The sequence below is a fragment of the Marinifilum flexuosum genome (assembly GCF_003610555.1).
GTDB lineage: Bacteria > Bacteroidota > Bacteroidia > Bacteroidales > Marinifilaceae > Marinifilum > Marinifilum flexuosum.
The window spans coordinates 328,048-346,841 of sequence record NZ_RAPQ01000010.1 but is presented as its reverse complement, the minus strand read 5'-3'; the positions used below and the strand labels follow the sequence as shown (position 1 = coordinate 346,841).

12 protein-coding genes, 2 tRNA genes and 3 rRNA genes are annotated in these 18,794 nt (G+C 38.8%); 12 read left to right on the top strand and 5 right to left on the bottom strand.

The features are described 5' to 3' along the window. The first annotated feature begins 525 nt into the window (after positions 1 to 525). The 11 genes from BXY64_RS14710 to BXY64_RS14660 all read left to right on the top strand — a co-directional run bounded on the left by BXY64_RS14710 (position 526) and on the right by BXY64_RS14660 (position 12,544). Positions 526 to 2,049, top strand: a 16S ribosomal RNA gene (locus BXY64_RS14710). Between the two features lie 147 nt (positions 2,050 to 2,196). Next, positions 2,197 to 2,270, top strand: a tRNA-Ile gene (locus tag BXY64_RS14705). 13 nt (positions 2,271 to 2,283) lie between these two features. After that, a tRNA-Ala gene (locus tag BXY64_RS14700) sits at positions 2,284 to 2,357 on the top strand. Between the two features lie 120 nt (positions 2,358 to 2,477). After that, positions 2,478 to 5,348: ribosomal RNA gene (locus BXY64_RS14695) — 23S ribosomal RNA — on the top strand. A 94-nt stretch (positions 5,349 to 5,442) separates the two neighbouring features. Then, positions 5,443 to 5,553 (top strand): 5S ribosomal RNA (gene rrf, locus BXY64_RS14690). Together the 16S, 23S and 5S rRNA genes with 2 tRNA genes alongside form the textbook arrangement of a ribosomal RNA operon. Before the next feature lie 340 nt (positions 5,554 to 5,893). Next, on the top strand, positions 5,894 to 6,163 hold the full coding sequence (gene rpsO / locus BXY64_RS14685) for a 30S ribosomal protein S15 (protein ID WP_110363274.1): 270 nt from the start codon (positions 5,894 to 5,896) through the stop codon (positions 6,161 to 6,163). A gap of 99 nt (positions 6,164 to 6,262) precedes the next feature. Continuing rightward, positions 6,263 to 8,407: a polyribonucleotide nucleotidyltransferase gene (pnp, locus tag BXY64_RS14680; protein ID WP_120240750.1), complete on the top strand. Its 2,145-nt coding sequence runs from the start codon at positions 6,263 to 6,265 to the stop codon at positions 8,405 to 8,407. A gap of 96 nt (positions 8,408 to 8,503) precedes the next feature. Continuing rightward, on the top strand, positions 8,504 to 8,992 hold the full coding sequence (locus BXY64_RS14675) for a hypothetical protein (RefSeq protein WP_120240749.1): 489 nt from the start codon (positions 8,504 to 8,506) through the stop codon (positions 8,990 to 8,992). 155 nt (positions 8,993 to 9,147) lie between these two features. Next, the gene (locus tag BXY64_RS14670) at positions 9,148 to 9,783 is read left to right on the top strand and encodes a deoxynucleoside kinase (protein ID WP_120240748.1); all 636 of its coding nucleotides are present in this window, start codon (positions 9,148 to 9,150) and stop codon (positions 9,781 to 9,783) included. A gap of 115 nt (positions 9,784 to 9,898) precedes the next feature. Beyond that, a complete protein-coding gene (locus BXY64_RS14665) occupies positions 9,899 to 11,623 on the top strand; it encodes a tetratricopeptide repeat protein (RefSeq protein ID WP_120240747.1) in 1,725 nt (574 codons plus the stop codon). A 129-nt stretch (positions 11,624 to 11,752) separates the two neighbouring features. Next, the gene (locus BXY64_RS14660; RefSeq protein ID WP_120240746.1) at positions 11,753 to 12,544 is read left to right on the top strand and encodes a hypothetical protein; all 792 of its coding nucleotides are present in this window, start codon (positions 11,753 to 11,755) and stop codon (positions 12,542 to 12,544) included. A 1-nt stretch (position 12,545) separates the two neighbouring features. Here BXY64_RS14660 and BXY64_RS14655 read toward each other — a convergent pair whose 3' ends face one another. From BXY64_RS14655 to ggt, 3 genes are all read right to left on the bottom strand, one after another. Then, on the bottom strand, positions 12,546 to 13,082 hold the full coding sequence (locus BXY64_RS14655; RefSeq protein WP_120240745.1) for an RNA methyltransferase: 537 nt from the start codon (positions 13,080 to 13,082) through the stop codon (positions 12,546 to 12,548). A gap of 87 nt (positions 13,083 to 13,169) precedes the next feature. Then, the gene (locus BXY64_RS14650; RefSeq protein WP_120240744.1) at positions 13,170 to 14,459 is read right to left on the bottom strand and encodes an arginine deiminase; all 1,290 of its coding nucleotides are present in this window, start codon (positions 14,457 to 14,459) and stop codon (positions 13,170 to 13,172) included. Positions 14,460 to 14,672: 213 nt separating this feature from the next. Beyond that, complete coding sequence (gene ggt, locus BXY64_RS14645; RefSeq protein ID WP_120240743.1) at positions 14,673 to 16,361, bottom strand: gamma-glutamyltransferase; 1,689 nt, start codon at positions 16,359 to 16,361, stop codon at positions 14,673 to 14,675. Positions 16,362 to 16,415: 54 nt separating this feature from the next. Between ggt and BXY64_RS14640 the strand changes: the two genes are divergently transcribed. Beyond that, positions 16,416 to 17,093, top strand: a complete 678-nt coding sequence (locus BXY64_RS14640; protein WP_120240742.1) for a DUF4294 domain-containing protein — start codon at positions 16,416 to 16,418, stop codon at positions 17,091 to 17,093. A 358-nt stretch (positions 17,094 to 17,451) separates the two neighbouring features. Here the strand turns inward: BXY64_RS14640 and BXY64_RS14630 are convergent, their stop codons facing one another. Both BXY64_RS14630 and elbB read right to left on the bottom strand, forming a co-directional pair. Next, positions 17,452 to 17,997 carry a hypothetical protein gene (locus BXY64_RS14630; RefSeq protein ID WP_120240740.1) on the bottom strand — a complete coding sequence of 182 codons (546 nt, stop codon included), beginning with the start codon at positions 17,995 to 17,997 and terminating at the stop codon, positions 17,452 to 17,454. Between the two features lie 82 nt (positions 17,998 to 18,079). Continuing rightward, positions 18,080 to 18,733 carry an isoprenoid biosynthesis glyoxalase ElbB gene (elbB, locus tag BXY64_RS14625; RefSeq protein ID WP_120240739.1) on the bottom strand — a complete coding sequence of 218 codons (654 nt, stop codon included), beginning with the start codon at positions 18,731 to 18,733 and terminating at the stop codon, positions 18,080 to 18,082. Between the last annotated feature and the right edge of the window lie 61 nt (positions 18,734 to 18,794).

The window sequence follows — 18,794 nt, the reverse complement described above, 5'->3', positions numbered from 1 at the left end:
CTAAGCATCCAATTTTAATTTTTTATTTTTTAATTTTTTTTCAAAAGCATTTGGAATTGTAGAAGTAATTTATTTATCTTTGCAGCCGCTTTTGACAGGGATAGCGATTCTTTGGAGCACTAGTATCTATGAGGCTTTCGAAAGGATTTAAATCTTAAAAAAGTTTTAAAAATGATTTGCAAAATTAAATAAAAAGTATTTATCTTTGCAGCCGCTTCTTCAACGGGAGGAGTTAGAAAGAGTTTTGGGAGTGTAGTTGATGATTTGATGGAAATCACGACTTGAAAAAAAACTTCAAAAATATTTCAAATTTTATTTGGAATTTGGATGTAGTTTTATTTATCTTTGCACTCGCTTTTCCGCCTGATTTTTTCGGGTGAATAACTAAGGAAAAACAGAACGATACGTTCTTTGAAAATATTGAAAACAAGAAGTTAGGTAAATACAAGAATAAAACCTTGTCAATTAAAAATTACCATTAAACTTTGATAATCTGAATGAGACAGAATTTATAAAAACTTTTATACAACGAAGAGTTTGATCCTGGCTCAGGATGAACGCTAGCGACAGGCCTAACACATGCAAGTCGAGGGGTAACGATGGTGCTTGCACCAGGCGACGACCGGCGCACGGGTGAGTAACGCGTATGCAACCTGCCTTGTACAGGGGGATAGCCCGGAGAAATCCGGATTAATACCGCATAACAATCATTTTTCGCATGGGAGATGATTTAAACCTTTGGGGGTACAAGATGGGCATGCGTAGCATTAGTTAGTTGGTGAGGTAACGGCTCACCAAGACGATGATGCTTAGGGGGTCTGAGAGGATAGTCCCCCACACTGGTACTGAGACACGGACCAGACTCCTACGGGAGGCAGCAGTGAGGAATATTGGTCAATGGGCGAAAGCCTGAACCAGCCATGTCGCGTGCAGGATGACGGCCCTATGGGTTGTAAACTGCTTTTTTACGGGAATAAACTTCTCTACGTGTAGGGAACTGAAGGTACCGTATGAATAAGGATCGGCTAACTCCGTGCCAGCAGCCGCGGTAATACGGAGGATTCGAGCGTTATCCGGATTTATTGGGTTTAAAGGGTCCGTAGGCGGGCGATTAAGTCAGTGGTGAAATCTCACAGCTCAACTGTGAAACTGCCATTGATACTGGTTGTCTTGAATTTAGTTGAGGTGGGCGGAATACGTTATGTAGCGGTGAAATGCATAGATATAACGTAGAACACCGATTGCGAAGGCAGCTCACTAAGCTACTATTGACGCTGATGGACGAAAGCGTGGGGAGCGAACAGGATTAGATACCCTGGTAGTCCACGCCGTAAACGATGATTACTCGTTGTGCGCGATACACAGTGCGCGACTGAGCGAAAGCATTAAGTAATCCACCTGGGGAGTACGTTGGCAACAATGAAACTCAAAGGAATTGACGGGGGCCCGCACAAGCGGAGGAACATGTGGTTTAATTCGATGATACGCGAGGAACCTTACCTGGGCTTAAATGCAGTTTGACCGATCTGGAAACGGATCTTCTCTTCGGAGCAAATTACAAGGTGCTGCATGGTTGTCGTCAGCTCGTGCCGTGAGGTGTCGGGTTAAGTCCCATAACGAGCGCAACCCCTATCGTTAGTTGCTAGCAGGTAATGCTGAGGACTCTAGCGAGACTGCCACCGTAAGGTGAGAGGAAGGTGGGGATGACGTCAAATCAGCACGGCCCTTACGTCCAGGGCTACACACGTGTTACAATGGCTAGTACAAAGGGCAGCTACCTGGTGACAGGATGCTAATCTCAAAAGCTAGTCTCAGTTCGGATCGGAGTCTGCAACTCGACTCCGTGAAGTTGGATTCGCTAGTAATCGTATATCAGCAATGATACGGTGAATACGTTCCCGGGCCTTGTACACACCGCCCGTCAAGCCATGGAAGCCGAGGGGACCTGAAGTTCGTAACCGCAAGGAGCGACCTAGGGTAAAATTGGTAACTGGGGCTAAGTCGTAACAAGGTAGCCGTACCGGAAGGTGTGGCTGGAACACCTCCTTTCTAGAGATTTAGAATATCGACAATAGGTTTATGGTAACAGACAGGTTTCATTACTGTTTTGCCTAACTTTTTACTTGTTTTCATTTAATATACCATAACCCATAGCGTTAGGGTGTTTAAGACCGCTAGCATATGGATTATTAATTTAGTCCTGTAGCTCAGTTGGTTAGAGCACTACACTGATAATGTAGGGGTCCGCAGTTCAAATCTGCGCAGGACTACAATAATGCTTATGGGGGATTAGCTCAGCTGGCTAGAGCGCTTGCCTTGCACGCAAGAGGTCATCGGTTCGACTCCGATATTCTCCACATAATACGATGGTGTATTAAAGTTCTTTGACATGTTGAAAGTAGTAAAGTAGAAGTAACCAAAAAGTAAAGAAACAACGATTGATTTCGTGATGAAAGTTTATACTTTTATTGGCACAAAAAGAAGTAATTAAGGGCGTATGGCGGATGCCTAGGCTCTCAGAGGCGATGAAGGACGTGATAAGCTGCGATAAGCTACGGTGAGGTGCAAATAACCATTAATCCGTAGATTTCCGAATGGGGCAACCCACTCAGCAATGAGTATCCGAAAGGAGGCAAACCCGGAGAACTGAAACATCTAAGTAACCGGAGGAGAAGAAAACAAAAGTGATTCCCCTAGTAGTGGCGATCGAACGGGGATTAGCCCAAACCATTATTGTTTCGGCAATGGTGGGGTTGTAGGACTATAATATGATGATCGGCGTGAAGTGGAAGTGTTTGGAAAGACATACCATAGAGAGTGATAGTCTCGTACACGTAAGCAAAGTGAATCTAGTAGTATCCTGAGTAGCGCGGAACACGAGGAATTCTGTGTGAATCTGCCAGGACCATCTGGTAAGGCTAAATACTCCTGAGAGACCGATAGTGAACAAGTACCGTGAGGGAAAGGTGAAAAGCACCTCGAACAGAGGAGTGAAAGAGTACCTGAAACCGTACGCCTACAAGCGGTAGGAGCACCTATATGGTGTGACTGCGTGCCTTTTGCATAATGAGCCTACGAGTTACTCCTCACTAGCGAGATTAAGCACTTCAGGTGCGTAGTCGAAGCGAAAGCGAGTCTGAATAGGGCGTAAAGTTAGTGGGGGTAGACGCGAAACTTGGTGATCTACCCATGGTCAGGCTGAAGCTCTGTTAAACCAGAGTGGAGGGCCCAACCGTCACACGTTGAAAAGTGTTCGGATGAACTGTGGGTAGGGGTGAAAGGCCAATCAAACTGAGAAATAGCTCGTACTCCCCGAAATGCATTTAGGTGCAGCGTCAGAGTCGAGAGTTATAGAGGTAGAGCTACTGATTGGATGCGAGGGCTTCGCCGCCTATCAAATCCAGACAAACTCCGAATGCTATAACTTATATCTGGCAGTGAGCCTGTGGGTGCTAAGGTCCACAGACGAGAGGGAAAGAACCCAGACCATCAGCTAAGGTCCCCAAGTGTATGTTAAGTTGAACAAACGAGGTGAGATTGCTTAGACAGCTAGGATGTTGGCTTGGAAGCAGCCATTCATTTAAAGAGTGCGTAACAGCTCACTAGTCGAGCGATCTTGCGTGGATGATAATCGGGCATAAATATACCACCGAAGCTATGGATTTAGAATTTATTCTAACTGGTAGGGGAGCATTCTAACGGCGCAGAAGCAGTATGGTAATGTATTGTGGAGCTTTTAGAAAAGCAAATGTAGGCATAAGTAACGATAATGCGGGCGAGAAACCCGCACGCCAATAGACTAAGGTTTCCTGATCAACGCTAATCGGATCAGGGTAAGTCGGGACCTAAGGGGTAGCCGAAGGGCGAACTCGATGGACAACCGGTTAATATTCCGGTACTTTCTATTACTGCGATGGGGTGACGAAGAGATGACAACGCCGCGAACTGACGGAATAGTTCGTTGAAGGACGTATGCTATGAGACTTGTAGGTAAATCCGCAAGTTGAGCTGAAATCTGATAGTACAGCAATGCTACGGCAGCGCTGATAGTGCGTGTAATTTTACTTCCAAGAAAAACCTCTAAGCTTCAGGTAATAGAGACCCGTACCACAAACGGACACACGTAGTCAAGTAGAGAATACTAAGGCGCTCGAGTGATTCATGGCTAAGGAACTCGGCAAAATGGTCCTGTAACTTCGGGAGAAAGGACGCCTCTTTCGGGAGGCCGCAGTGAAATGGCCCAGGCGACTGTTTACCAAAAACACATGGCTTTGCAAAATCGAAAGATGAAGTATAAGGCCTGACACCTGCCCGGTGCTGGAAGGTTAAGTGGAGGGCTTAGCGTAAGCGAAGGTCTGAAATGAAGCCCCAGTAAACGGCGGCCGTAACTATAACGGTCCTAAGGTAGCGAAATTCCTTGTCGGGTAAGTTCCGACCTGCACGAATGGTGTAACGATCTGGGCACTGTCTCAGCCATGAGCTCGGTGAAATTGTAGTATCGGTGAAGATGCCGATTACCCGCAACGGGACGGAAAGACCCCGTGAACCTTTACTGCAGCTTCACATTGATTTTGGGTAAGTGATGTGTAGGATAGGACGGAGACTATGAAGCGGTATCGCCAGGTATCGTGGAGTCATCCTTGAAATACGTCCCTTTGCTTATCTGAAGTCTAACGTCTAACGACGGACAGTGTGTGGTGGGTAGTTTGACTGGGGTGGTCGCCTCCAAAAGAGTAACGGAGGCTTCTAAAGGTACCCTCAAGACGTTTGGTAATCGTCTGAAGAGTGCAATGGCACAAGGGTGCTTGACTGTGAGACATACAGGTCGAGCAGGTACGAAAGTAGAGCATAGTGATCCGGTGGTTCCGTATGGAAGGGCCATCGCTCAAAGGATAAAAGGTACTCCGGGGATAACAGGCTGATCGCTCCCAAGAGCTCATATCGACGGAGCGGTTTGGCACCTCGATGTCGGCTCGTCACATCCTGGGGCTGGAGAAGGTCCCAAGGGTTGGGCTGTTCGCCCATTAAAGTGGCACGCGAGCTGGGTTCAGAACGTCGTGAGACAGTTCGGTCCCTATCTGTTGTGGGCGTTGGAAATTTGCGAGGATCTGACTCTAGTACGAGAGGACCGGGTTGGACTAACCTCTAGTGTATCTGTTGTGGCGCCAGCTGCATAGCAGAGTAGCTACGTTGGGCAGGGATAAGTGCTGAAAGCATCTAAGCACGAAGCCTACCTCAAGATGAGATTTCCTTTAAGGGTCGTTAGAGACGATAACGTTGATAGGTTGCAGATGTAAAGGCGGTAACGTCAAAGTCGAGCAATACTAATTACCCGAAAGCTTCTGAGTGGCGAGGTCAATCGCTGAATCTTACGTGATTTGGTTCTTTTATTTTACTTTTCAATGTGTCTATGATATTTAGTTGAGAGATCAACAAACGATTTTAGGTGTTTATAGCGACGGGGTTCCACCTCTTCCCATTCCGAACAGAGAAGTTAAGCCCGTTAGCGCCGATGGTACTGCAGAGATGTGGGAGAGTAGGTCGACGCCAACCTTTAAAGAGTCTTATTCCATTAAGGAGTGAGACTCTTTTTTTTTGCTGTAAACTCAACAAGTCAATGCCAAATTTTTATAATAAGAGGGCTAACTTTTCAGACAAAATATTGATATTTGAATTGAAGGAATACCAAACAAGATTTTAATAGTGTAGGAATTAAACTAATTCTTTATAGAAATATGATAAGGCGTACTTATCACACTAACTTTCAATAAAATTCCAATAATTCATTGGATGTTTTTTTCCTTAGAAATTGCTTTGTAGAAAATATTGCTTAATTTTGCAAATTGATTGTGAACAGCAATCTTTAGTAACAAATAAATTAAAAAAAAGAATTATGTATTTATCAGCAGAGAAAAAGCAAGAGCTTTTCGAAAAGTACGGGAAGTCTAACAAAGACACTGGGACTGCAGAATCTCAGATTGCCTTGTTTTCTTACCGTATCGCTCACTTAACTGAGCACTTGAAAAACAATAGAAAAGATTACAGTACCCAACGTGCACTGCAATTGCTAGTAGGTAAAAGAAGAAATCTTCTTGATTACCTAAAAGCAAAAGATATTGAAAGATACAGAGCTATTATTAAAGCTTTAAATATTCGTAAATAATATCATATTAAAGCAATCCCGAGCAATCGGGATTGCTTTTTATATATTGGCGACACCTTGTTGCTTATCCAAAAAGAAGTTTGAAATAAACTACAAAAGATGAAAGTGATCGAAAAAATAATTGAATTAGGTGATGGAAGGTCCATCACAATTGAAACAGGGAAATTAGCAAAACAAGCTGATGGATCTGTAGTAGTAAAAATGGGTAAGACCATGTTGTTGGCAACAGTAGTATCCGCTAAAGATGCAAAACCTGATGTTGACTTTATGCCTTTGTCTGTTGATTACAAAGAAAAATTTAGTGCATTAGGACGTTTCCCTGGTGGATTCATGAAACGTGAAGGAAGACCTTCAGATTATGAAATTCTAGTTTCTCGCCTTGTGGACCGTGCTCTTCGTCCACTATTCCCGGAAGATTATCATGCTGATACTTTTGTATCTATCAATTTGATTTCGGCAGATGCAGATACCATGCCTGATGCTTTGGCTGGTTTAGCAGCTTCGGCTGCACTTGCGGTTTCTGATATCCCATTTTTGGAGCCAATTTCAGAAGTACGCGTAGCAAGAGTTGATGGTGAATATAAGATTAACCCAACTCGTACAGAATTAGAAGCTGCAGATCTTGATATGATCGTTGCTGCTACTATGGAAAATATTATGATGGTGGAAGGTGAGATGGATGAAGTTTCAGAAGCTGAAATGCTTGAAGCTATCAAAATTGCTCACGAAGCTATTAAAGTTCAGTGCCAGGCTCAGATTGAATTAACTGAGGAAGTTGGTAAAACTGAAAAAAGAGAATATTGTCATGAAAATAATGACGAAGAATTACGTCAGTTAATCATCGACAAAACTTACGATAAAGTATTAGAGGTTGCTCGTCGTAAGAATGCAAACAAACACCAACGTGCTGAAGATTTTGCAGCGGTTAAAGAAGAGTTTGTTGCTGAATATTCAGAAGGAAAAGAGGAAGAAGAAATAAATATGACACTTATTGGCCGTTACTACCACGATGTGGAAAAAGAAGCGGTAAGAAATATGGTGTTAGAAGATAGATTGCGTTTAGATGGTCGTCAAACTGATGAGATTCGTCCTATTTGGTCTGAGATCGATTACCTTCCTGGCGCTCATGGTTCTGCAGTATTTACTCGTGGTGAAACTCAATCATTAACTTCTGTAACATTAGGAACTAAACTTGATGAGAAGATTGTTGATGATGTATTGTACCAGGGAAAAGAGAAGTTTGTTCTACATTATAACTTCCCTCCATTCTCAACTGGTGATGCTCGTCCAACACGTGGTATTAGCCGTCGTGAAGTTGGTCATGGTAACCTTGCATTCCGTGCTCTTAAAGGTATGATTCCAGCTGATTCTCCTTATGCTATTCGTGTAGTTTCTGATATCTTGGAATCAAACGGTTCATCATCTATGGCCACAGTTTGTGCTGGTACATTGGCTTTGATGGATGCAGGTATTCAGATTAAGAAGCCAGTAACCGGTATTGCAATGGGATTAATCTCAACTGCAGGGGCAGAAAAATATGCAGTTCTTTCTGATATCTTAGGTGATGAAGATCACTTGGGTGATATGGACTTTAAAGTAACTGGTACCAGAGATGGTATTACAGCTACTCAGATGGATATTAAAGTTGATGGTCTTCCATATGAAGTATTAGCACAGGCCCTAGAACAAGCTCGTCAAGGTCGTCTTCATATTTTAGATAAGATTGGTGAAACTATTGAGGAACCAAGAGAAGACTTGAAACCACATGCTCCACGCATCGTTTCTATAGATATTCCTAAGGATATGATTGGTGCTGTTATCGGTCCTGGTGGAAAAATCATTCAGGAGATTCAAGAAGTAACAGGAGCTGTTATTGTGATTGAGGAAGTTGATGGCAAAGGTGTAGTTGATATTTCAGCTGACAACAAAGAATCAATTGATGCTGCATTAGCTCGTATTAAAGGTATTGTTGCCGTTCCTGAAGTTGGAGAGATCTACAAAGGAAAGGTAAAATCAATTGTTACATTTGGAGCATTTGTTGAAGTTCTTCCAGGTAAGGATGGTCTACTTCATATTTCAGAAATTGAACACAGAAGACTACAAACTGTAGATGAAGTATTGAAAGAAGGTCAGGAAATAGAAGTGAAGTTGATTGATATTGATGCGAAATCAGGAAAATTAAAACTTTCAAGAAAAGTTCTTTTACCAAAGCCTGAAAGAAAGAAAAAAGAAGAAAATAAATAATCGAAATATTTTTATTCTTAATCCCGGGAAATTATTCCCGGGATTTTTTTTTGTATATGCTTTGTCTATTTTAGCAATGTAAATGAAAAGGAAAAGATGGAAAACAATTGGGTAGATCAGATATCTGAAAAAGTAGATGGACAAGTACAAGATTTTATTTCGATAAAAGATTTTCGATTTTATCAGATTGAGAAATTGAAACGTATTGCCAAACTTTTGGATAGTCAAACATCTTGCTTGGATTGTAAATATGCAAAGGCAGAGCTGGAAAATATCATTGATGATTTGGATCGTCTGATCAACAAATCGGGAGTAAATAGAAGTGAATATGAAAAGCGTGTAGAAAAGCTTTTAAAACACTTGAAAGATCAGCATGGAGTATATCAAATCCATCATTTCACTTATACCTACTCAGCCATATTTGCATTGGTAGGAGTTGTTTTTGGCTTGTTATTAACTTATGGAATGTTTTACCATTTTAATCCGACTATATTTTTCTTATGTGCTGGTGTTGGGATGATTGTGGGTAACATTTTAGGCAATAGAAAAGATCGGGAATGCAAACGAAAAGGAAAGCAATTATAAGAGATTTCTAACTTGCTCAAAAATAACAGACTATAGAATTAAGGAGTTGGTGTTGATTTTTTTTATCAAAATTGGCTCTTTCTTTTTTTAAAAAAGCCTGATATTTGCCCTTCATTTTCTATTTTTATGACTCCAAAAACGCAAATACATTTTTAATGGATTATAATTTTATCGTAATTGAAGGTAATATAGGTGCCGGGAAAACGACTCTTTCACATAAAATATCAGAGGAGCGGAATGCTAAACTGATACTAGAGCAGTTTGCTGAAAATCCTTTTTTGCCAAAATTTTATAAAGATCCTGATAAATACTCCTTTCCATTGGAAATGTCGTTTCTGGCAGATAGATACAATCAGCTGAAGAAAGAATTAAGCGAACGTGATTTGTTTAAATCTTTTACCATTTCGGATTACTATTTTATGAAATCCTTGATATTCTCAAAACAGACTCTTCAGGATGATGAATATACTTTGTATCGTCAGTTTTTTCATATCATTTATAATTCCTTGCCTAAACCCGATTTGTATGTCTATCTGCATTCCAATGTAGAGAAATTATTATCGAATATTAAAAAGAGAGGAAGAGAATATGAACAAGAGATTACTGCTGAATATCTATTAAAGATACAAGACAGTTATTTTGAGTTCTTTAAACAACAACAAGATCATAAGTTTTTGGTGATTGATACCAATGACATCGACTTTGTTAACCAAGAGGATGATTATGAGAAAATTACCAAGGCAATTTTCGAAACTGAATGTAAGCAAGGTTTAAATAGGATAATTCTCTGAAAGCCCTGAAAATCCAAATAAAAAGACGGAATAAATTTAATTTGCATAAAATTTTCTTAAATTTGTTTTTGAACTAGAATATAATTTTAAAAGTTAAAATAATTAAGTAGTTGTTATGAAAAGATCAAAGGTTATTTCCTTAGCTTCTTTGGCTTTAGCAGGATTGGTACTTACAAGCTGTGCTGGTCTTAATAAGATGAAGAAAGAAGCAAGTGATATCAAGTATCAGGTGACTCCTGAAGTTTTGGAAGCACATGCTGATATGGTTGATGTAAAAGTTGTTGTTAACATTCCTGGCGGATATTTTAATAAAAAAGCCGTTCTTGTTGCAACTCCTGTATTGAAGTTCGAAAATGGAGAAAAAGCTTTCCCATCAAAAACTTTACAAGGCGAGAAAGTTCAAGGAAACAATACTGTAGTTCCTTTTGAAACTGGAAAAACTATTACCTACACTGGTAAAGTTCCTTACGAGCAAGCAATGAGAATTTCTGACTTAGAAGTTAGAATGACTGCTAGCAAAGGTGAGCAATCAGTTGAATTCGATCCTTACAAAATTGCTGATGGTGTAGTTGCTACTGCTACTTTGGTGCAAAATAACCCAATGAACATTGTTGGTAAAGATGCATTCCAAAGAATTATTCCAGAAACACAAGAGGCAGATCTTCACTACCTAATCAACAGCTCACAAGTTCGTTGGTCAGAAATGAAAGCTGAAGACGTTAAAGCTCTTAAAGCATACTTAGACGCTGTTAAAGCTGACGAAAAGAAAGAATACAAAGGAGTTGAAGTTTCTGCTTATGCATCTCCAGATGGTAAGCAAGATTGGAACGAGAAATTAGCTGGTAAGCGTGAAGTTTCTTCTTCTAAGTACATCAAGAAAGAAATGAAGAGAGGTAAAATGGCTGAGTATGCAGCTGAAGATTTCTTCAAATCTAAAGTTACTCCAGAAGACTGGGAAGGTTTCCAAAAATTAATGAAAGCTTCTAACATCCAAGATAAAGAATTGATTCTACGTGTTCTTTCTATGTACTCAGATCCTGAAGTACGTGAAAAAGAAATCAGAAACATTTCTGCTGCTTTCGACGATGTTAAGAAAGAAGTACTTCCTAAATTAAGAAGAGCTAAATTCACTGTTAACGTTGATCTTATTGGTAAATCTGACGCTGAATTGAAAGATCTTGGTATGAACAAGCCATCTGAACTAAACGTTGAAGAATTATTATATTCTGCTACTTTAGTGAAGTCTGCTGACGATAAATTGAAAATTTACGAATCAGCTAAGAAGCAATTCTCTAAAGACTGGAGAGGTTATAACGATGCAGGTATGATCTTATTCGGTATGGGTAAAGTAGCTGACGCTAAATCTAACTTCGAAAAAGCTGATAAGCTTTCTGCAAACAACCCAGTTGTGAAAAACAACTTAGGTGCTGTTGAGTTAGTAAACGGTAATGTTGCTGAAGCAGAAGTTCTTTTTGGTGCTGCAACTGGTGCTGGTAAAGAAGTTAACTACAACCAAGGTATTGTTGCTATCATGAAGGCTGATTACGATACTGCTGTGAAGCACTTCGGTGATTGTCCTTCAGTAAACGCTGCTTTAGCTAACATTTTAGCTGGTAAAAACAATGTTGCTCTTGAAAAATTAAACGCTAACACTAGCGATGCTGCAATGGTATACTACCTAAAAGCTGTAGTAGGTGCGAGAACTGATAACAATAACTTAGTTTTCACTAACCTTGAAACTGCAGTAGCTAAAGATGCTTCTTTAAAATCAGTAGCGAAGTCTGATATGGAATTTGCTAAAGTATTTGAAGATGCTAAATTCAAAGCTATCGTTGAGTAATTAAAAATTACAAGATATATGAAAAGCGATCCTTTTTAGGATCGCTTTTTTTGTTTAGATACCTAAAATATTTATTCTATTTTTTTATCTTAGACGATTCTTATTTAGGAATTAAACAAGGATAAAAAGATGGAGATTACAATTCCTCAGAAGCTTGCAAATAACTTTCAGGGTGTAGTATTTTTTACCGATTTGTATCATCAAACAAAAAAATGCTATGGTGAAGAAATAGTATTCAATTTTGAGGAAACAAAAGTCATAGAATCTAACTTGTTCTCTATTTTAGGCTGTTTGATTTCTAGCTTAGAAAAGAAAAAAAACAAGCCTCGCTTAGTCGGTATTCAGGAATCAATTGACAATTTATTTAATACCAAGAAATTGGTAAATGGTGCTGCCAAAAAAAATTTATGGAAGCATTTAATCAAATGTCAGAATTTTACAAGTCCAGACGAAGGGGCATTATCGGAATATCTGGAAACCAAAATATTTCCTGAAAGACCAGATATTAGCTTAAATCAACACTTGAAAATGGCAATTGAGCTTTGTGTTGCCGAGGTTTTCAGAAATGCCTTTGTTCATAGTAAATGTCGTGAGGTTTTTATATCGCATTATTTTTCGGTATACAACAAGAAGTTGTTTGTTACCATTGTTAACAAAGGAAAGTCATTTGTTGATATATCTTCAAGTAATCATCCCATAGCAGCTGTTGAATGGGCTGTGCAAAATGGAACCACAACGTTTAAGAGGAATCACAAAGGAATTGGTTTGTTTACCATCAGGCAATTTGTTCAACAAAACCAAGGAAAGATTCAAATCTTGTCGGGAACAGCAGTTTGGAAACAGGTAAAACAACGAACCTTCTCAAAAGAGTATGAGAAGGCTTTTCCAGGAACGATTATTACTTTAGAATTTAATCTTTAGGCTATTTCTGATAGTTCATTTTAGAGAATAAATCCCAAAGAACAATACCACAACTTACCGAAATATTGAAGGAGTGTTTGGTTCCAAATTGAGGGATTTCAATACATCCGTCAGAGGCATCAACAATTTTTTGTTGTACTCCTTTTACTTCATTGCCGAAAATTAAAGCATATTTTTTACTAGGATTGGTTTCGAAATTTTCCAGAGACACGCTATTCTCAGCTTGCTCAACTGAGTAAATATCAAATCCATTTTCCTTTAATTTTGCAACAGCATCTTCGGTGTTCTTAAAATATTCCCACTGTACCGAATCTTCTGCCCCCAATGCTGTTTTGTGCAATTCTCTGTGTGGAGGAGTTGCGGTAATGCCACATAAATAAACAGCTTCAATTAAAAGTGCATCCGAAGTACGAAATACAGAACCAATGTTATTTAGGCTTCTTACATTATCCAATACAATAATAATTGGAGTTTTATCTGATGCTTTAAATTCATCTATGCTTTTGCGATCTAATTCGCTATTCTTTAATTTTCTCATTCTATTGTTCTGTATTCTTTATTGCGGAACAAAAATAAAAAAAGGAATCCGAATGGGATTCCTTTATATGGTATTTTGTGTAATTTCTTACCAATTAACTGGTTTACGACGAACTGGCATTGTCATGCATCGTGCACCACCACCACCACGAGGTAGTTCAGAACCTTCAATGGTAATTACATATTTTTCGTAATCTGAAAGTTCAACTTTATGGCGAATGATATCTTTCGCACGAAGAATCTCAAATCCATTCTTGTTCATTGCTTCCATCGTGTGGATATTTCTACCATAACCAATAACTTTACCAGGACCTACAGCAAAGAAGTTCGCACCACTGTGCCATTGTTCTCTTTCCTGATTCCATGGATCACCATTTCCACCACAGAAAATCGGCTTAAGATCCATACCTAATTTTTTCAATGCTTCAAGAAGGTTGTTTTCTCTTCTAATATCAAGCACTTTTCCATTTTGGATGGTAATGTGTACAGTTTGATATTTGTTTGGACGCATGATTAATGGTTCGTAAACCATACATTTATCAACATCTAACAGTGTAAATACCATGTCAAGGTGAATGAAAGATTCTGGTTGACTTGGTAATTCCTGTACCAAAATGTGACGTTGTTTTTCCTCTTTTTGCGATAATAACTGAGCAAGAATAAAATCAATACCTTGAGTTGTTGTTCTTGTTCCATTACCAATCACTAAGATGTCATCACGAGCGATAAGAACGTCGCCACCTTCGATCATACAATTTGGATCTACGGATGGATTATCGATTGGATTTACAGTTTTTGTATTAAAACCTGGAGTATAATCGAAAATTGATTGCATGATTAATGATTCGCGATCACGAACGCCATTAGCCATTTTACCAATCAAAACTTCGTTCAATACCGACATTGAAGCATCGCGAGTAAAGAAGAAATTGTGAAGCGGACGCATTGCATAACGTTCTTTACTTAAGAACTTGGTAAGGTTATCTGCTTTTAAAGGTACACCTTCAATTAAAAGTCTTGCCAATTCTGTAGGTGCTTGATCCAGCAAGTAATCCTTGATGCAATATGTATTGCCTTTAATGGCAATGTGAGGTTCCATTTTACACACTCTGTCGATTACAGCCTCTTTAGCTTTTTCATCCTTTAGGACATTAGCCAAAAGATCTTTAACCTGATAAGTTTGTGCTATTTTGCCCAGTACACCGCTCAACTGTTTGTATTCATCTCTTGCTACGTCAAGGTTTAAAATATCACTGTAAAGTGCACGTTCAGCATTCTCAGGAGTCATATTTTCGACTTCTGCACCCGGAGTATGAAGGATCACTCCCTCTAATTCACCAATCTCCGATCTAACATTTAATTCTACATACTTAGTCATGCCCGATCTGTTATGTCTTATTTAACTTGTTTGTTGTACTATATTGTGATTTGCAAAAGAAGTAAAAATTAAGTGCATCCCAAAAAATAGTCTTAAGTAAATTTCATGTTTTTTAAAATCTACACAAATACCTATTAATCTAGATAAATAGGGGATTTATGTGTATTTAGTTAAAAACATCACTTATGTAAATAATTGTTAATTAATCAAGCTTTAGTAACCAGCAGCCTGACCATCTTTTCTTGATTCAGAAGCACCATAATACACGCCGTTTTTTTCGTCGAACATTATGGCTTGATATCCACCAAATCCACCAGTGCTATATTTTATTTTATGGCCCTTTTGCATTAATTCTCTTATGCTTTGGTATGTAATACCCGATTCAAGGTTTATCCAACCACCATCTTTCATTTTTGAGCCTGTTGGTTGCGAGGAACCTTCGTGACGAATTCGAGGAGCATCACCTGCTTCCTGCAGATTCATTCCGAAATCAATTAGGTTAACTACTATCTGAGCATGTCCTTGTGGTTGCATGGCACCGCCCATTAAACCAAAACTGATAAATGGTTTTTCATCTTTTGTGATAAAGGCTGGAATGATGGTATGAAATGGTCTTTTCCCAGGAGCATAAACGTTCGCATGACCTTCATCCAGACTAAAAAGTTCCCCTCTGTCCTGAAGAACAAAACCAAGACCTTCAGGTGTCATTCCCGATCCCATTCCTCGATAATTACTTTGAATTAGTGATACCATATTGCCTTCTTTATCAGCAACAGTAAGATAAATGGTATTGCCTTGTTCCAATTCTCCAGCAGGATATTCTCTAGCAGCTTTATTAGGATCGATTAATTCTTTTCGCTCCAATGCATATTCATTAGATATCAATTCCTTTATTGGTATTTCTGAAAAATCAGGGTCGGTGTAAAACTTTGCACGATCTTCGAATGCCAACTTTTTTGCTTCAATAAAAGTGTGTAAGTAATCCGTTGAGCCAAATCCCATCTTGGCAATATCGTAATACTTTAAGATATTGAGAATTTGAAGGGCGGCAGTTCCCTGTCCGTTTGGCGGCAATTCCCATACCGTGTATCCTCTATAATTTACTGATATAGGATCAACCCATTCCGATTTGTGTGTAGCTAAATCTTCGTAAGAAAGAAATCCGCCTTGTTCTTTAATGTACTTTGCAATGCTTTTGGCAATATCGCCTTTGTAAAATGCATCCCGACCACCTTTGGCTATTTTTTCATAGGTGTTTGCCAGATATGGATTCTTAAAAATTTCTCCTTTTTGAGGCATTTTACCATTTGGCATATAGGTTTCTGCAAAGCCTGGATATTTTTTTAACCTCTTGGCTGAGCCATTCATATAATAAGCAATTAATTCGCTTACCGGAAAACCTTCCTTTGCATAAGTGATTGCAGGTTGCAGAATTTTTTCCATATCCAACTTACCAAACTTTTTGTGAATGGTAAACCAGCCATCAACACAACCTGGAACCGAAACAGGTAGCGGGCCATAAGCCGGTATTTTTCCATTGGTATTTTGCTTTAAATAATCTAGCGTAAGCGATTTTGGAGAACGTCCACTTCCATTTAATCCGTACAATTTCTTGGTTTTTGCATCCCAAAGAATCACGAAAATATCACCACCAATTCCACATCCGGTGGGTTCCATTAATCCGAGAGTTGCATTGGCGGCTATGGCTGCATCAACAGCATTTCCTCCCGATTTGAGAATGTCGAGTGCTACTTGTGTTGCCAATGGTTGACTGGTACAAGCCATTCCATTTTTAGCAATTACCTCTGATCGAGTTGCGAAATTGAATCCAGTTATTCGATCTTGAGCAAAACTATTTATCGAAAGAATCAGCAATAGAAATAGGGGAATAAATTTTTGCATGATGGTATGTTTTGATAATTTCTTTAAAGATAGAAAGATTAACTTTGAATTGTGATGCGGTTAGTTGGATTAGGCATATTAATAATGGGAAGTATCTTGATTTTGCTGTGTACAGAATCAAATGCAAAAACTCGTGCTGAAGATCGATACAATCTATTATTAGATACTGTGGTTTTTGCAGATACCAATTTGCATGTAAATCTGGATGAAATCAATGTTAAGAGATACAAGAAACGAAAAAGAAAACATTACCGCAGCACCCGAAAATATTGGCGTACGGTTCGTAATGTAAGAATCGTGTATCCATATGCCGAGGAAGCAAACAATACTATTATTCGTTTGAATGAACAATTGAAAAATGTTCATAGTAAAAAGGAACGCAGGAAATTAATCAGGAAAGAATACAAAGGCTTGATGAAAGAGTACAAAAAGCCATTAATGAAACTGAAGATCTCGCAGGGGAAACTATTAATGAAACTGATTGACCGAGAATCAGGGCATAGTAGTTATTACCATTTGAAGGAGTTAAAAGGATCGGTAACAGCCGTGTTTTGGCAATCAATTGCCGCAATGTTTGGTACTTCGTTAAAGGCAGAGTACGATCCTTTAGGAAAAGATTGGATGGTAGAAGAAATTTTAGATCGGATTAAAAACAGGGAGTTGCCACCGCCTTATCCACTTCGCACCAAAAGGAAGTTTCCGAGCACAAAAGAAATGCTTCCGCACACATAAATATCTTCTCTGCACGTTAAGGTAATGCTTCCGCACACTAAAAAATTTGTTTTGCACGCTCAGGTACCCTTTCCGCACATATGGGAAGTGCTTCCGCACGCAATTTTATTTGTTCAGCACGGCAAGGTGACCCTTCCGCACGGGAAGAAATCTGTTCCGAACGGTAAGGTGATTCTTCCGCACGCCGGGAAATTTATTCCGCACAGTTCGGAGATACTCAATCCGCGTGCAGAACCATCAATTTAGTGTGCGCAATTGGAATTATGGTGTTCGAAGCTTCTGATTTTTGTTGCGGACAGGTTGTTTATTGATTCGGAGATTCTTTTTATGTGTGCGCAATGCTTACTTTATGAAATAATCAGAACAGTTTTTCAATTTTATCATCGAACAGCTGCGATTTCTCAATGTATTCCTTAAACTTTTCGGGATTGGTATCAAAATGTGCTTTTACAATCTTAAAATTATCGTCTCGTTCTTGTTCAATACTCATTCTGTACTGATTCATCAGTTTTTCGGTTACCGATTCCCATGCAAAGTATTTGTATAAGCCAAACTTGAAAATAAAACTCAATAGTAGGGAAACCAATAAAAAGGTCCAATTAGAAACGGGGAATTCCAATATCAGTGATACCATTAATATAAAAACAGGAATTACCGATGAAACACAGAAAATGCCAATCATTAAATTGTTGTAGTACTCAGAAAAACGAGCAATTTTCTTTTTTGTAGAACTGTAAAATCCAAGCCAGTGAATAAACAGATTAAGCGACATGGAGTATAAAATAATAGCTACTTCGGGAGCTGAATTTAAGCTAAAAAATATCCCTACAAACACTAAAATGTTGGAAATAATAAAAGGGTAAATATGGTTTTCGCCGGGATCTTTGGTGTTTCTATTCTTCATTGTTTCAATAAATAAAGAAAGTACGCATTTCTATACTATGCGTACTTTCATTTTAATATTCTGAGTTTTTTAGTGTCAATTATTACAGATCCATTAATGTTTTTACAACATTTTCAGCTCCTTCACCAATTTGAGCAATGGTAGCATCAAGCATATAACATGGTGTGGTTACAATTTTATTTTCTTTATCGAAAACAATTTCACCATGACCTGTATTCATATGTGTTGCACCTAAAGATGTAATTGCCTCTGCAGTTACTGCATCTTGTCCGATGGTAACTTCAACTTTGCCAAGTACTTTTACAATTAGAGCAGGAGCAATACACAATGCACCAATTGGTTTTCCTGCATCATGCATGGCTTTCAATGCAGTCTCAACATCTGGATTTACATCACAATCAGGACCTTTAAAAGCAAATGTGCAAAGGTTTTTTGCAACACCAAATCCGCCAGGGAAAAGAATTGCATCGTAATTGTTGGCATCGAACTCCTTTAAATCTTTAATTTTACCTCTTGCAATACGAGCAGCTTCAACCAATACATTTCTTTTTTCAGCCATTTCCTCGCCAGTAATGTGGTTGATAACATGATATTGATCGATATTAGGAGCAAAGATTTCGTATTCGCCACCATTTTTCGAAATGGCATATAATGCTAAAGTAGCTTCGTGAATTTCAGACCCATCGTAAACGCCCGAACCAGCTAATACGACAGCAAATTTTTTCTTTGAGTTCATGTTGATATGATTTAAATATTTAGATGCAGATTATTTTGTATAATTTGTGGACTCGAAACTA